Genomic DNA, 14953 nt, shown 5'->3' with positions numbered 1-14953 from the left:
ACGCCGGCCTGAGGGGCCGCAGTTGGCGGGGCCGCACATCAAGCGGCCCCGATGACAGCCGAGTTGCGCGCCGCGCAGTTCACCCTAGGGGCGACTTCACGCGGTCCGCGCGGCCTCGGCGGTGGCCCAGGCCGCCTCGAATTCGGCCGCCGGATACGGCGTCCGCTTGCTCTCATCCAGAAGCCGCCGACCGAACTCGCCCATGACCAGGGCGGCGTGGGCATTCCGGTCGACGATCGCGGCGAGCGGGCCCGGGACGCCCTCGGGACGGTGTCCGGCGATCCAGTCGCGCAGGAACCCCTCGTAGTCACCGTCGCCACCCGGGCCCGCCGGAAGGTGGTGGCGCAGCAGATGGCGTGCGGTGTGGCTGCGGTCGTAGAGACGGTGTGCCGAGAGGAACCGCCTTTCTTCCTCAGCGAGTTCGAAGTCCGAGCTGAGTGCCAGGCCGAAGTCCGCGAAGTAGAGCCGCCGGCCGTCGGTCAGGACGTTGGCGAAGTGGGCGTCGAAGTGGACGAATCCGCGCGAGCCCATGAAGGCGGTGCCGCGGGCCAGTTCCTCCTCCACCCAGAGGTAGGGAGTGCCGTCGCCGCCGTCCGGGGCGGCGGTGCGGTGGTCGTGCAGCCAGTCGGCGAGGGTCCGCGGGACGTACTCCAGGAAGAGGACCAGGGAGGCGGAGGACCGGCCGATTGCCTCCAGGCGCGCTCGCACCGCGGGCGACCCCTCCCAGTGCTCGACGGCTCCGTCGATGCCGCAGAACACGTCGGTGAACCCCTCGGGTGGCGTGTCGGGCAGGACGCGCCAGTGGTACATCAGCGGAAAGCCCTCGTACGCGCCGCCGAGGACCCAGTTGGTCGTCATGGTGTGCGCGGCGAGCTCGCGCCAGGCTCCGAACCCGGCCGAGCCCACCCCGTACTGGTAGAACATCGGCAGCCCGAAGAGGTTCGCCGTGGACCGGACGTTCCCGGGCCGCGTCTCGACGTCCGTCAACGGCACCTTCTTGACGAACACCCGGGTGCCGTCGACGTCCAGCTCCGCCGATCTGCCGCCGATCCCGGACCCGAGCGGGGACGCGGCGGCCACGGCCTCGCCGAGCCGCCGGTCGCTCAGCAGGGCCAGGCTCGTGGCCACCTTCCCGTACGAGGCGAGCCGGGCGGCATGACGTGGTTCCGGGGTGTGCATCGACGGCTCCTCGGTGCCCAGGACCAGGGCGGGGGGCGATCACTCGGACGCGGTCGAGCCTAGTCATCGCGGCCGTCGGCGGATCGGGGGCCTCAGAGCGGCCGGTGTCCGCCGATCTTGCAGGCGATCAGTGCCGCGTTCGCGCCGGCGGCGTCCAGGGGTGCCACCGAGATGTCGGTGAATCCCGCTTCGGTGAGCCAGCGACGGTACTCGCCGTAGGTGTAGTTGTGGCCCGAGCGCGTCTCGACGAGCATGTTGAGGCCCATCAGCGCCGCCGGGGCGGGACCGGTCTCGTCGTCGTCGAGGACGAGTTCGCAGATGATCACCGCTCCGCCGTCGGGCAGCGCCGCGTGGCACTTCTCCAGCAGGCGGCGTCCGGTCGCCTCGTCCCAGTCGTGCAGGATCATGCTGAGCAGGATCACGTCGTGCCCCGGAGGCAGCGGCTCCGCGGACAGGAAGTCGCCGTCGTGCGTGCCGATCCTGTCGGCCAGGCCGAGCGCGGCGACCTTGGCGCGGGTCATCTCCGTGATGTGCGGCAGGTCGAGCACGGTGGCGCCGAGGTGGGGGTGACGGCGGCACAGCCCGACCGGGAACGCCCCGGTGCCACCGCCCACGTCGAGGAGGCGGCGGTGTGCGGTGAAGTCGTAGGCGCCGGAGAGAGCTTGGGCGGTGAACGACGACAGGGTGAACATCGCCTCCCAGAACCCGTCGAGGATCTCCGGGTCCGCGGTGACGAACGCCGATTCCTGGAGGTCCGGGTCCCACGTGGTGGGCCGGTTGTCGCGGACGGCCTCCTGGAGCCGGCCCCATCCCGCGTATCCGTGCCGGTCCGAGTACCGGACGAAGCCGCCGAAGTAGTGCGGCCGGCCCTCGACCAGGAACTCCTCGGCGATGGGCGCGTTGCGGTGACGGCCGTCCTCCCGGATCAGCAGTCCGAGAGCGGTGCAGCAGGCGAGCAGCATCCGGGCGGGCCGGGGATGCAGACCCAACTCCCGGCCGAGCGTGGGCGCGTCCAGGGCGCCGGACCGGGACAGGACCGAGAAGAGTCCGAGGTCCACGGCGGCGGCCAGCACCTTGAAACGCCAGAAACCGGTGGTCAGTTCCATCAGCGGGACGGGCGTGAGCCCTCCCGGCGCGGCCGTGGTGTCCGGGCCGTCCGTCACCGGTGCCTGAACCGGCCCCTTCGCGGCCTTCTCCATCGTCTGATGCATGGCGCAACTCCCGCTCGGCAGTCATGTGTGTCACAAGCACTCCCCGTGAACACCTAGAGTAGTGGATCAAGGACACTCTGTTACCGATCGAAGCCGAGAGACTTGTGACGAACGACGCCGTGCCCGGCAGCCCCACCGTTCTGACCCTGCCGCTGCCCACGGATCTTCCCGCCACCACCGCCCGGATCGGCGAGCAACTCACCCGTCTGCACGAGGGTTTGCCACCGGGCCTGTACACCGCCGCCCTCTCCGAGGGCACAGCCGCGGCTGCGGCCCGCTCCGACTTGCTGGCCTGGGCCGGTACCCGGCTGGAGCGGGGTGAGCCCGTCGAGGGCTCGCGTCCCGCCGGCGGCGACATCCACGACCGGTTCTTCTCGGTACGGCGGGCCCGGGGCAGTGCCGCCGGACTGCTCGCCGCGGCGCTGGTCGTCAGCGACGTCCTCGTCCGCGACGACCTCGCCCGCAACGGCAGCACACTCGACGAGGACCCGGACAACCTGCTGCTCGGGGTCGGAACCTTCCTCACGGACAGGCCGAGCCCAGCCGTCAAGCACACACGGTGGCAGCCCGCCGACCCGGCGGCCGCCGCCCGGGAGCGATGGCTCGTCGGCCATCAGCGCTTCTTCGTCATGCTGCAACTGCTGATCGTCGCCATGTGCGACCTCGACCACGGCGGCACGGATCGTGAGGAGGAAGAGGTGGTCCGCGCCTTCGGCTGGCTCTGCCGCAGCACCGCCGTCTCCATGCGCTACGCCGCCGACTTCCCGCCCGACCTGTACGGCCCGGTGCGCGACACCATGACCCCGCCCACGGTCAACGCGGGCTTCAGCGGGCTGCAGACGAGGGACCATCACGCGCTCGTCGACCGTATGCGCCGCTCCAGGAGCAGTGGCGTCCTTGACCGGCTGGCCCCGGCATCCCTGACCGCCGTGCACGCCTCGGTCCAGCATCTGTACGACGCCCACGTCTGGGTGTGCGCCCGGTTCGGCGGATCGACCGAACAGAGTCTGCTGATGGCCCAGAACACCCAGCAACCGGGCTCGCAGCGACCCGAAACCGGTGTCGAAGCGGCCGAACGCCTCGCCCGGCAGCGCCTCGGCCATCTCGCCCCCGGTGCTTGGCGACCGAGCCCGGCCCCGTCGAGGTAACCGCCTCGCGGCGGGCGAGCCTTCGCCCACCGCGGTGACGGCCTCCCGGCGGCCGAGCCCGCACCGGCCGAGCCCGCACTGGCCGGGCCGACGCTCCGCCCCTGCGGCCGCGACCGCGACCGCTCCACTCCGGCCCGGCCAAGCCGGAGTTCGCGTCCAGGAGAGAACACGATGAGCACTGTTCCGGGAGCATCCGCCCGAACGTCCGCTGTTACCGCAGCCGCCGACGACCCTGGTGAAGCGGGCTGCCCGGGGTGCGACGGGAACCCGCCCGGGCGTGGGCGTGGGGCGCCACGGCACGACGCGCCACGCCACGACGCGGAACCCTTGACCGGCGCGCCCGTTCGCCCCGGGTCCGCAACGGACGACGGCAGGGTCGAGTCGGGGAGGTTCCGCGCCCGGCGGGTGTCCGCGGTGCTGCGGCCCGGCGACGCCGAGGAGGTGGCCCGCATCGTGCGGGACACCGCCCGACGGGCGGCCACCCGAACGCACTCCCCTCTGCATCCGGTGAGCACCGGCCTCAACTGGGGCCTCGGATCCGGCAGTCCGGTCGAGGACGGTGCCACCGTGCTCGATCTCTCCCGGCTCGACCGGGTCCGGACGCTCGACCCGCGCGCGGGCTTCGCGGTCGTCGAACCCGGTGTCACGCAGGGCGCGTTGGCAGCACGGCTCGTCGGATCGGAGCGGACGCTCAACCTCACGGGCGCCTCGCAGCAGACCAGCGTCCTCGGCAACCTCCTGGAGCGCGGCGTCGGTCTGCGGCGGAGCCGCGCGGAGGATCTGGCGGGGCTCGAACTCGTCCTGGCGGACGGCACGTTCACCCGCTGCGGATGGTGGCCGGACGACCGGTCCGGCACCGTCCAGCCGCACGGCCGGGGCCCCTCGCTCAACCACGTCTTCACCCAGTCCGCGATGGCCGTCGCCACCGCGGCCGTCGTCCGTCTGCTCCCCCGGCCGGAGGAGGTACGCGTTCTGCCGCTGACCTTCGCAGCCTCCGAACTCCCCGCCGCCGTGGACACGTTGCGATCCTGGACGGCCCAGCATCTGATCCCCGCCACGACCAAGGTCTACAACCCCGTCGCCGCCCGGACCTACGGAGTCGCGGACCGCTGCCTCGTACACATCTGCCTCACCGGCGACGCCGGTCTCGTCGCCGCGCAGGCCCGGCTGGTCGCCGAGAACGCCGGACGGCACGGCTCCCCGTTCGCGCCGGGGCCCCCGTACGCGGCCGACGGGCACGTGCACCGTGCCTACGCGGGCCTGCCGGACCCGGACGACACCCTCTTCCTGCGCAAGACCGGCTGCTGCGCGCGCTGTCTCGACACCGCCCGGGGTCTGCTGATGTTCCTTCCCGTGATCCCCTTCCGCGGCTCGGCCGTCGCGCGGGCCAGCGAGCTGATCACCGCGGCGCTGCGGGGCCGCACGGCAGCACCGGGCGTCACCATGAACGTGCTCGACGCCGACACGATCGACCATGTCGTCACGCTCGGTTTCCCGCCGCGGGACGCGCAGGCCGTCGCCGATGCCCACCGCACGCTCGACCGTCTGCACGAGACGTTCGCGGCGGAGGGCCACCTGCCCTACCGGCCCGACATCGATCACCCCCTTCCCCGGCCCCGCGGCCTCCTCCACGAGCGTCTGCGTCAGGCCCTCGATCCGCACGGAGTGTTCGCACGGGGGCGGTTCTGATGGCACGGGCATCGGGACGGCGGGGGCAGCGGCCCGCCGCGTCCGCCGTCGACGGCGATACTGGAAGGTCCCGGCAGTGGTTGTCCCCTTCGGTCGCGGGAAGGGGACGTACCGGGAGCAGAAGGTCTATCGTTGCCGTCCGTCAAGTGTTCTGGCGTCGGCGAGAGGGCTTCGGGAGCGAACTGTGGCTAGGGCGGGAGAGCCGTCCGAGGCCGTCCACGGGGGACGGCTGGCGGCTTTGCGCGAGACAGGACTGTCGGCTGCGGCGGATCCGGGGATGGACCGGTTCGCCCGGCTCGTGGCCGACGTCATCGGTGTGCCCATGGCCCTGGTGTGCCTGGTGGAGTCCTCGCGTCAGGTGTTCCCGGGCATGGTCGGGCTCGCCGCGCCCTGGGCCGACGCCCGCCGCGCCCCGCTGACGCACTCGCTGTGCCGGCACGTCGTGACGAGCGGCCGGCCGCTCGTCGTGACCGACGCCCGCGAGAATCCGCTGACCTCCACCAGCGCGGCCATCCCCGACCTCGGTGTCGTCGGCTACGCGGGGATGCCGCTCACCGACGGCGCCGGACATGTGCTCGGTTCGCTGTGCGCGCTCGACACCCGTCCCCGGGAGTGGACCACCCGGGAGCTGGAGCTGCTCCAGGACCTGGCGGCGGCCTGCAGCGCGGAGCTGCGGCTGCGGATCGTCTCGCGCCACCGCGAGCAGGCCCGCGCCGACGAGGCACGGGCGCGAGCCGAGGCGGACGAGGCGACCGGACGCCACCGCGCCGCGCTGGAGCGGTCGCAACTGTTGCTGCGGGCCGCGGACGCGCTGGCCGACACCACCGGTCTCGCCGACGTCAGCGAGCAGGTGCGGGACCTGGTCAGCAGCGACCTCAAGCCCGTCTACGTGGGCCTGGTGCTGGTCGAGGGCGGCACGACCAAGCGGCTGCGGCGCATGGTGGATGTCATGGGCACCACGGCGATGGAACGCACCCACGAGACCTACACGCTGGACGCCGACTGGCCCACCGCACGGGCGGCCAGGGAGAACCGGACGATCACCGTCACGGACACGGCGCAGCTGCGGCGCGACTACGCGCCCGAGGTGGCCGAGACGTTCGCCGAACTCGGGCTGCGGACCGCGGTGTGCGTACCGCTGCCGGGCACGGTCCTCCCGCTGGGCACACTGGTGCTGGGCTGGGACCACCGGCACGAGATCGACATCGTGGAGCAGGCGGTCCTCGCCTCGCTGGCCGGCTACACCGCCCGCGCGGTGGAACGGGCGCTGTTCGTGGACAACCGCGTCGACGCGGCCCGCGAGATGCAGGAGGCGCTGCTCACCGACGTCCCCTCGGTGCCGCGCCTCGACCTGGCCGCGCTGTACCGGGCCGCCGCGCGCACGGACCTGGTCGGCGGCGACTGGTACGACGCCTACCCGCTGCCGACCGCGGCCGAGGGCGGGGAGGAGTCCACGGCCCCGGCCGTGCTGGTGCTGTCCGTCGGTGACATCACCGGGCACGACATGCGGGCGGCCACCCTGATGGGACAGGTGCGCAGCATGCTCCGCCAGGCCGACCTCGACCACGCCGGCGGCGGGCCCGCGCGTGCGGTCAACGCGCTGGAACATGCCAATGCCGCCCTCCGCCTCGAAGCCAGCGGCACCCTCGTCCACGCCCATCTGCGCCCCCGCTCCGCCGAGGCGGGCAACTGGGAGCTGACCTGGACCAACGCCGGACACCCGCCCCCGCTCCTCGTCCGGCCCGACGGCGCCGTCGACCGGCTCACCGCGCACGGGATCATGCTCTTCCCCGGCCTGAACACGGCGCCCCGCGTCGAGCACCGGCTGCTCCTGCCGCCCGGCAGCCTGCTCCTGCTCTACACCGACGGCCTGGTCGAGCGCCCCGGCCGGGACATGGATCTGGCCATCGACGAGGCCGCCGGCCTGCTGGCAGCCCACGAGGGCCGTTCCCTGGACGTCCTGCTGAACGAGATCACGGACCGGATAGCCGGGCCCGACCCCAGGGACGACATCGCCCTGCTCGCGCTGCGCATCCCCACCATCTGACGGACGACGGCGGCACCCGGGCCCGCGCATGACCACCGACGACGAAGGCCCGGCCCGCACATGACGACCACCCACGAAAGCCGGCTCGCACATTGACCACCACCGGCGAAAGCCGGGCCCCCACATGACCACCACTGACGAAAGCCGGGCCCCCACATGACCACCGCCCACTGGCTGTTCGGAGACCAGCTCGGCCCTCACTTCCTCGCCCCCGCCGCCGAGGGCCCCGACCGTGACGCGCCGGTGGTGATCATCGAGGCGCGCTCCGTCTTCCGCCGCCGCCGTTTCCACCGCGCCAAGGCCCATCTCGTCCTGTCGGCGATGCGGCACCGCGCGGCCGAACTCGGGGACCGCGTGCGCTACGTCCGCAGCGAGACCTACCGCGAGGGCCTGCGCGAGGCGGTCGGCGACGCACCGGTGACGGTGCACCACCCCACCTCCCACGCAGCCCTGCGTCTGGTGCGCTCGCTCGAGCAGGTCACCGTGCTCCCGCCCCGCGGATTCCTCGTACCGCTGACCGAGTTCCACGCCTGGGCCGATGAGCGGGGCACGCGGCGGCTGCGCCAGGAGGACTTCTACCGCTGGGTGCGGCGCGAGCACGACCTGCTGATGGACGGCGACGACCCGGCGGGAGGGCACTGGAACCTCGATCACGACAACCGCGAACCCCCGCCCGCGCGGGTGGACACCCTGGGCGCGCCCGCACCGTACCGGCCGCGGGAGGACGCCATCGACGAGGAGGTGCGGCACGACCTGGACCGGTGGGAACGCGAGGGCGTGGCGCGCTTCGTCGGACGCGACGGCCACCGCCGGTTCCCGGCCTCGCGCCGCGAGGCGCTGGCCGCGCTGCGCCGGTTCACCGAGCATCGGCTGGCCGGCTTCGGCCCGCACGAGGACGCGATGCTGGCCGCCGACCCGGTGATGAGCCACAGCCTGCTGTCGTCGTCGCTGAACCTCGGTCTGCTGCACCCGCTCGAATGCGTCGAGCTCGCCGAGGACGCCTGGAGGTCCGACAAGGCGCCGCTCAACAGCGTGGAGGGGTTCGTCCGGCAGATCGCCGGCTGGCGCGAGTACGTCTGGCAGCTCTACTGGCACTTCGGAGACGACTACCGGGACAGCAACGCCCTCGGGCACCACGCCCCGCTCCCGGACTGGTTCCTGGAGCTGGACGCCGACGCCGTGACCGCGCGCTGCCTGGCCACGGCACTCGCGCAGGTCCGCGACACCGGCTGGACGCACCACATCCCCCGGCTGATGCTGCTCGGGAGCTACGCGCTGCAGCACGGCTGGGACCCGCGGGCGGTGACCGACTGGTTCCACCGGTGCTTCGTCGACGGCTACGACTGGGTCATGCTGCCCAACGTCGTCGGGATGTCCCAGTACGCCGACGGCGGGCGGATGACGACGAAGCCGTACACCTCGGGCGGCTCCTACGTGAACCGGATGAGCGACCTGTGCGCGGGATGCGCCTACCGGCCCACGGAACGCTCGGGCGACCGGGCCTGTCCGTACACCACCGGGTACTGGGCGTTCCTGCACCGGCACCGCGAACGGCTGGCCGGCAACCACCGCACGGCCCAGGCCGTCCGGGGACTGGACCGGCTCGCCGACCTGGACGAGCTGCTGTGCCGGGCGCGGGACCTCGGCGACGCCCCGCCGTGACCCGGGCGATCCCGTTTGGTCCCGGTTGTTCCGGATAGGCGTGATGCTCCGAGCGGCTCGAGGCGGGCCCCAACACGCTGATCACCAGCCGCAAGCCGGACGATCTTCCCGAGTTCTGCGACGCCCTCGTCACCGAGTTCGCGAAGACCGGGGTCCCCGCCTCTTAGACACGACCGGAGAACCCTCGTAGGAACGACCCGGCGACGGGGCGTCCCGAACCGTCGCCCTCGCAGGAAGGCCGGTGCCGCTCGGTCCCACGGACCGAGCGGCACCGGCGCGCGTAACACCAACGCACCCCCGCGGTTGCCGGTCCTCGCGCACGCGGTGACCGTGGACGGGTGGAGCCCCGCCCCGGCGGGGCTGAACCGCCTACCGCCGCGGGGTGGGTTCCCCCGACGGGGTGGCGGCGCGGCGAACCGCGGACCCGTGGGCCCGCCGCGCGGCGCCCCGCTGCCGCACGACGCGATCTCGCGCCCCGAGTGCAAGGGAGCACCGCACATGACCGAGGCCCGGCACGACCGCCCCGGACCGGACCGGCAATCGGCCTCCCGCCCGGAGGGACCGGAGCCGCGCCACACGGACAGCCGCCCCACGGAGCGCCCCGGCACCATCCACGACCTGCGCCGGATCGGCATCGCGCCGGACCACTGGTATCCGGTGGCCACGTCCCGCAAGGTGCGGCGGGGCCGGACGTTCGCGGCGGTGTTCGCCGGTGAGCGGATCGTGCTCTACCGGGGGCGCAGCGGTGTCGTCCACGCGCTGGAGGACCGGTGCGCGCACCGCCAGGTGCCGCTGAGCATGGGCGTGGTCGAGGGCGACATCCTGCGCTGCTGCTACCACGCCTGGGCCTACCGGGGCGACGGCCGCGTCTCGCAGATCCCGTACCTGCCGAAGGGCTGCGAGCGGCCGCCGCGCGGGGTGCGCTCGTATCCGGTCCGGGAGGCCTACGGCCTGGTGTTCGTCTTCCCCGGTGACCCGGAGCTGGCCGAGGAGGCGCCGTTCCCGTTCCTGCCCGAGTACCACTCCCCCGGGCATCGCACGATGACGTTCTCCCGGACCGTGCGCTGCCACTACTCGTTCATGCACGAGAACCTGCTCGACATGAACCATCAGTTCCTGCACCGGAGCGTGCTCGGCAGGATCCGGCCGGAACTGCTCGGGTACGACACCGGGCCGCGGCACGTCGAGGCGCGCTACCTCTTCGTCCCGGCCGGCGGCCGCAAGGACCGGGGGGCGGGGCTGCTGTCCGCGGAGGGGTTCGGGGGCCAGGACCGGCCCGACGTCATCACGATCCGCACCGAGTACCCGTACCAGACCCTTCGTGATGTTCCCGAGGGCAGCGAGCTCCCGGTGTTCTCGCTCTGGGCCGCCTACGTTCCCGAGGACGCCGAGCAGCGGGTCAATCACGCCTACGGTCTGCTGACGATCGCCAAGCCCTCGGTGCCGGGCGCGCTGCATCTGGCCTGGCCGCTCATCCGGCGTTTCACCGAGCGGGTCTTCGCCCAGGACCGGACGGCGGTCGAGGCCGAGCAGCGCGCCTGGGACGAGCAGGGCGAGGACCACAACCACGAGGTGTTCCCGCTCATCCTCGACCTGCGTGACGTCCTGCGCTCCAACGGCGTACCGCTGCGGCCGGGGACGGCGTCCGGGTGCGCGCCGTGCGGGATGACCGGCCCGGCGCGCCACGCGGGCGCGCTCGCGGGCGACGCCGGTGCGGGCGAGCAGGCCGGCCCGGCGCAGGCCGCCGATCCGGCGGTGGAGGGCGCGGGCAGGGCCGAGTAGTTCCGAGGGGGCCCGCCCCCGGGCCGGTCCGGGCGGCCGGGTCCGGGCGGGCCGGTCCGGGCGGGCCGGGGCGAGCGGGCTGGGGGCGGTGGCCTGGGCGGGCGGGCGCGCGCGTTGAGGCGGTGGCCCGAGCCGGCCACCGCCCGGTGAGGCAGTGGCCCGAGCGGGTCGGCGCCGGGCTGCCCCGCCCTCGGCGAGGCGGAGGCCCAAGTCACCGGTGCCCGGCGAGGCGGAGACCCAAGTCGACCGGTGCCCGGCGAGGCGGAGGCCCGAGCGAGCCGGCGCCTGGCCGGCCGGTCGGTCCGCGGCGCGCCGGGCGGGCAGATCAGTCCGCCGTACGGACCGACGCCTCCTGGCCGCTCACCGGCGCCGCCTGCGTGATCACTTCCGAGGTCCGTCCGCCCCGGTCCATGACGCCGCCCGCGAAGGCGAGGCCCAGACCGGCGACGGCGAGGGCCGCGCCGACCAGGTTGGGCGAGGCCCAGCCCCAGCCGGCCGAGATGACCAGGCCGCCGAGCCAGGCGCCGCCGGCGTTGGCCAGGTTGAAGGCCGAGTGGTTGGAGGCCGCCGCCATCGTCGGGGCGTCCTTCGCCTTGGCCATGAGCAGCATCTGGATCGGCGTGGTGATGAGCGAGCCCATCGCGCCGATGAACGTGATCGTCACCAGTGCGGCCACGGTGCTGTGGACCGCGAAGTAGAACGTCACCAGCGCCGCGGCCAGGAGGATGAGCCCCCAGTACATCGTCGGGCGCAGCGCGCGGTCGGTGAGCGGTCCGGCGATCAGGGTGCCGAGCGTCATGCCGACGCCGTAGAGGGCGAGGACCCAGGTGGTCGAGGTGTCGGAGATACCCGTCAGATGGGTGAGCATCGGTACGAGGTAGCTGTAGACGGCGAAGAATCCGCCGAAGCCCACGACGGCGGTGGCCAGGCCGATGACGACCTGCTTGTTGCCCATGGCCCGCAGTTCGTGCCGGACGCCGGACTGCGCCCCGCGCGGCTGGTGCGGGACGAAGGCGGCGAGCGCGGCCAGGGCGACGAGCCCGATCACGGCGACGGCGCCGTAGGCGGCGCGCCAGCCCAGCTGCTGTCCGAGGGCGGTCGCGGCCGGAACCCCGACGATGTTGGCGATGGTGAGTCCGAGGAACATCTTCGAGACGGCGCGTGCCGCCCGGTCCGCGGCGACCAGGCGCGAGGCGACGACGGCGCCGACGCCGAACAGCGCGCCGTGCGGCAGACCCGCCAGGAAGCGGGCGGCGAAGAGCGTGCCGAAGTCGGGGGCGACGGCGGAGGCCGTGTTGCCGATCACGAACAGTCCGGTCAGGAGAAGCAGCAGCTTCTTGTGCGGGACGCGCGCGCATATGCCCGTCAGCAGCGGGGCGCCGACGACGACACCGAGCGCGTACGCGGAGACGACGTTGCCCGCGTGCGGTACGGACACGCCGATCCCGTCGGCGATCTGGGGCAGCAGCCCCATCGTGGCGAACTCGGTCGTGCCGATGCCGAACGCGACGACAGCCAGGGCCAGCAGAGCCAAGGGCATGGTGCAGGAGAACCTTTCGAAGACAGCGGGCCGGGGTCCGGGAGCAGGGGTGCGGACGCGTCCGCGCAAGGAGTGCAGCAATGCCGCGGAGGCATCCATTCCAAGATCGCGCGGCGAATCGGCCCCGGGCCGAGCCGGGTCCCCCTGGCTGCGACGGTCGGCCCCGGCCGAAGGGCAAGGATAGCTGCTGAGACCACGCATCCGTCCCGGGCAAGGACCCGCCCGCGTACGGACGACCACGCACCGCGGCGGCGGCCGATGGGGATCGGTCGCCGCCGGGGGCAGAGCGGGGTCAGTGGGCGGAGGAGGCGCCTGCCCAGGAGCCCGGGGCCGGTGGCGGGACCACCGGGGGCCGGTCGTCGCAGGTGATGGTGTTCGGCAGCTCCCAGGACGCGAGCCAGGGGCCGGTGGTGCCGCCTCCGTCGTTGCCGCCGAGGTCGTGGACGAGGAATTCGGATCCGGAGGCGGGGAAGGTGAACGCTCCGCAGTTGTTGATCCCGACCGCGCCGACGTTGCGCGCGTCCACGTTCTCGAAGGACGCCGAGCCGGCGGAGCGGGCGCTGAGCACGGAGGTGCCGGTGCCGTCCACGCGGATGTCCTTGAAGCGGACGCCCCGGATCGCGTACTTGTCCTTCACCGGGAAGTCGGAGACCAGCATGATCGCGTTGTAGGTGTTGTCGAGGAAGTGGTCGCCGCTCACCTCGATGTCGGCGTCGATGTCCCGTTCCAGGGCGTAGAACCAGATGGCGCCGAGGCCGATCTTCCAGTTGAGCTCGAAGGGTCCGGAGCGGACGGTCGTGTTGTCCGTGATCCGCAGGTGCCCGGCGAAGGGCTGTGCGCCGAACCGGGAGCCGACCTGGATGGCGCTGCCTTCCCGGACCGGGTCGGCGATCAGGTTGCCGGTGACGGTGTTGTCGGTGCCGCCGTAAAGAGCGATGCCGTTGGCGAGGACCGGGGTCTGCACGGTGTTGTGGGCGAAGACGTTGCGCGCGTCGCTCGTCTTCTCGGACCACATGGCCAGACCGTCGTCGCCGGTGTTGCGGACGAACGTGTCGGTGATGCTCGAATCGGTTACGCCGGTATGGAAGTTGACGCCGTCGGCGATCTGGTCGGCGATCGTCGTCCGGGTCACCCGCAGGCCGCTCATCGGGCCGTCGAACCACATGCCGACCTTGGTGTGGTGGAGGTAGAGGCCGTCGATCGTCGAGTCGCCGATCGCGCCGCCGATCGCGTTGACCTGATCGGTGTCGACGCGTTCGCGGACGTCGCCCTCGACGGTGAAACCGGACAGATGGACATGGTGGCTGCCGCCGTCCGCCGCGCCCTTGCCGTAGAAGCCGACGCCGGTGTGGACGGAGCCGTCGGGGGCCGGGGTGTCGAGGGTGACCTGATGTCCCTTGATGATCGTGTACCAGCTGCCGGCCCCGACGATCGTGACGTCGTCCACGACGATGTGCCGGTTCACCTGGTACGTGCCCGGCGGCACGTACACCTTCAGGTGCCGTTTCTTGGCGTAGGCGACGGCCCGGTCGAAGGCGTCGCCGGCGTCCCGTCGGCCGGTGGGATCGGCCCCGAAGGCGAGCACGTTCGCGGCCCCCTTCTCGACGTGCGGCGCGCCGACGAGCTGGGTGTCGAGCAGGTCGATCACGGTCCAGGCCGCGGCACTGTTCCGGGGCGCGGTGAGTCGGACGGTGTCACCGGCCGCGTACCGCTTGCCGAGCAGGAGGCGCTGCTCGTCGTAGAAGTGACTCGGCCGGAACGGCTTGTCGACGGTGGGCGCCGGGGTGGTGGCGGCGGGAACGCATCCGCATTCGGTGATCCACCAGTCGGGGTGCAGCAGGTCGCCGCGGGGGTCGTTGCTGAACGGGTACTGGTTGTAGAGCCAGGAGTACCGCGAGGTCAGGGTCATCGTGGCGCGGTGCCGACCGCCGGCCGAGATGTCGAGCGGCGCGGTGATGCCACCGCCTCCGGGGGCGTCGGGAACGCTGTAGCGCACGGTGAGGGCGTTGGCGGCGCGCGGCAGCGTGAACTCCACGTACTGGCCGGGCGCCAGACGCACCGCCGCTCGGCCGGACGCCTCGGAGGGCAGGGTGTAGGCGGTGCGGTCGGGGCCGATGACGGTTCCGTCGGTCGACGCGTTCTCGGCTTCCTGCTCGTCGAAGTCCACGCCGGCGCCGCGCCCCGCGACGAGGGCGGGGTCGAGCGCGGCCCGGGTCACCACCGGGGCGGCCGGGCGGCCCGCGTGCGCCGAGGGCCCGGAGGCCGCCGGGGCGGGAGTGCCGAGCCCGAGGACCAGCGCGGTGGCGGCGGCCGTCACCGCCACGACTGTCCGAGCGGGTCTTCGCGCACGGTCCCGGACCTGCCCGGCAGCCGCATGGAGGGTGTACCGCGCCATCGGATCTCTCGTTTCTCTGGGAGCGGAGGACACCGAGGGCAGCTCGGTGTGCGGCGGCACGGCGGGATCAGGTCAGGCCGCCGCCGTGCCGCTGCGTACCGGGACATTAGGGCGCGACGGGACACCCGGACAAGACGTCGGACATGTCTTTCCATACTTAAGTTCAGATCCTGCAAGCCTTAGTCGATTTCTTGCAGTGGGGTTGTGCGATCCGGAGCGGGTCGGGTGGGGTGACAGCGCCGCCGCACGTCTCAGGGTCCGGGTTGGTAGCGCCACGGATCGCACGGTTTCGCGGCGGTC

General features: G+C 72.8%; 9 protein-coding genes. 5 read left to right on the top strand and 4 right to left on the bottom strand.

The genetic code is table 11. The features are described 5' to 3' along the window. Positions 1 to 96: 96 nt before the first annotated feature. Positions 97 to 1179 (bottom strand): BUD32 family EKC/KEOPS complex subunit, encoded by a 1083-nt coding sequence (locus IO36_RS21450; RefSeq protein ID WP_037622130.1) that lies wholly within the window; start codon positions 1177 to 1179, stop codon positions 97 to 99. Positions 1180 to 1271: 92 nt separating this feature from the next. Continuing rightward, positions 1272 to 2390: an acetylserotonin O-methyltransferase gene (locus IO36_RS21445; RefSeq protein WP_245173390.1), complete on the bottom strand. Its 1119-nt coding sequence runs from the start codon at positions 2388 to 2390 to the stop codon at positions 1272 to 1274. Between the two features lie 119 nt (positions 2391 to 2509). Between IO36_RS21445 and IO36_RS21440 the strand changes: the two genes are divergently transcribed. The 5 genes from IO36_RS21440 (at position 2510) to IO36_RS21420 (ending at position 10718) form a co-directional block, all read left to right on the top strand. After that, a complete protein-coding gene (locus IO36_RS21440; protein WP_158997420.1) occupies positions 2510 to 3538 on the top strand; it encodes a hypothetical protein in 1029 nt (342 codons plus the stop codon). 405 nt (positions 3539 to 3943) lie between these two features. Beyond that, positions 3944 to 5227, top strand: coding sequence for an FAD-binding oxidoreductase (locus tag IO36_RS43835; RefSeq protein WP_063764891.1), 1284 nt, complete (start codon positions 3944 to 3946; stop codon positions 5225 to 5227). A gap of 277 nt (positions 5228 to 5504) precedes the next feature. Continuing rightward, on the top strand, positions 5505 to 7274 hold the full coding sequence (locus IO36_RS21430; RefSeq protein ID WP_078943356.1) for a SpoIIE family protein phosphatase: 1770 nt from the start codon (positions 5505 to 5507) through the stop codon (positions 7272 to 7274). Positions 7275 to 7430: 156 nt separating this feature from the next. Further along, positions 7431 to 8936: a cryptochrome/photolyase family protein gene (locus IO36_RS21425; protein WP_037622128.1), complete on the top strand. Its 1506-nt coding sequence runs from the start codon at positions 7431 to 7433 to the stop codon at positions 8934 to 8936. Positions 8937 to 9434: 498 nt separating this feature from the next. Further along, entirely contained in the window at positions 9435 to 10718 is a 1284-nt protein-coding gene (locus IO36_RS21420; protein WP_078943355.1) for an aromatic ring-hydroxylating oxygenase subunit alpha, read from the top strand. Between the two features lie 325 nt (positions 10719 to 11043). Here the strand turns inward: IO36_RS21420 and IO36_RS21415 are convergent, their stop codons facing one another. Together IO36_RS21415 and IO36_RS21410 are read right to left on the bottom strand one after the other, a co-directional pair. After that, complete coding sequence (locus IO36_RS21415; RefSeq protein WP_037622127.1) at positions 11044 to 12258, bottom strand: MFS transporter; 1215 nt, start codon at positions 12256 to 12258, stop codon at positions 11044 to 11046. Positions 12259 to 12550: 292 nt separating this feature from the next. Then, complete coding sequence (locus IO36_RS21410; protein WP_037622126.1) at positions 12551 to 14653, bottom strand: glycosyl hydrolase family 28-related protein; 2103 nt, start codon at positions 14651 to 14653, stop codon at positions 12551 to 12553. Positions 14654 to 14953: the final 300 nt, after the last annotated feature.

The sequence above is a fragment of the Streptomyces aureus genome (assembly GCF_000725495.1).
Taxonomy (GTDB): Bacteria; Actinomycetota; Actinomycetes; order Streptomycetales; family Streptomycetaceae; genus Streptomyces; species Streptomyces aureus_B.
Note: the sequence above shows the minus strand (reverse complement) of the source record. Positions and strands in the feature narration are given on the sequence as shown.

Excerpts from the sequence above, each read along its gene's own strand:
- IO36_RS21420 (WP_078943355.1), top strand. The coding sequence starts at position 9,435 with ATGACCGAGGCCCGGCACGACCGCCCCGGACCGGACCGGCAATCGGCC.
- IO36_RS21425 (WP_037622128.1), top strand. The coding sequence starts at position 7,431 with ATGACCACCGCCCACTGGCTGTTCGGAGACCAGCTCGGCCCTCACTTC.
- IO36_RS21445 (WP_245173390.1), bottom strand. The coding sequence starts at position 2,390 with ATGCATCAGACGATGGAGAAGGCCGCGAAGGGGCCGGTTCAGGCACCG.
- IO36_RS21415 (WP_037622127.1), bottom strand. The coding sequence starts at position 12,258 with ATGCCCTTGGCTCTGCTGGCCCTGGCTGTCGTCGCGTTCGGCATCGGC.
- IO36_RS21430 (WP_078943356.1), top strand. The coding sequence starts at position 5,505 with ATGGACCGGTTCGCCCGGCTCGTGGCCGACGTCATCGGTGTGCCCATG.
- IO36_RS21410 (WP_037622126.1), bottom strand. The coding sequence starts at position 14,653 with ATGGCGCGGTACACCCTCCATGCGGCTGCCGGGCAGGTCCGGGACCGT.
- IO36_RS21450 (WP_037622130.1), bottom strand. The coding sequence starts at position 1,179 with ATGCACACCCCGGAACCACGTCATGCCGCCCGGCTCGCCTCGTACGGG.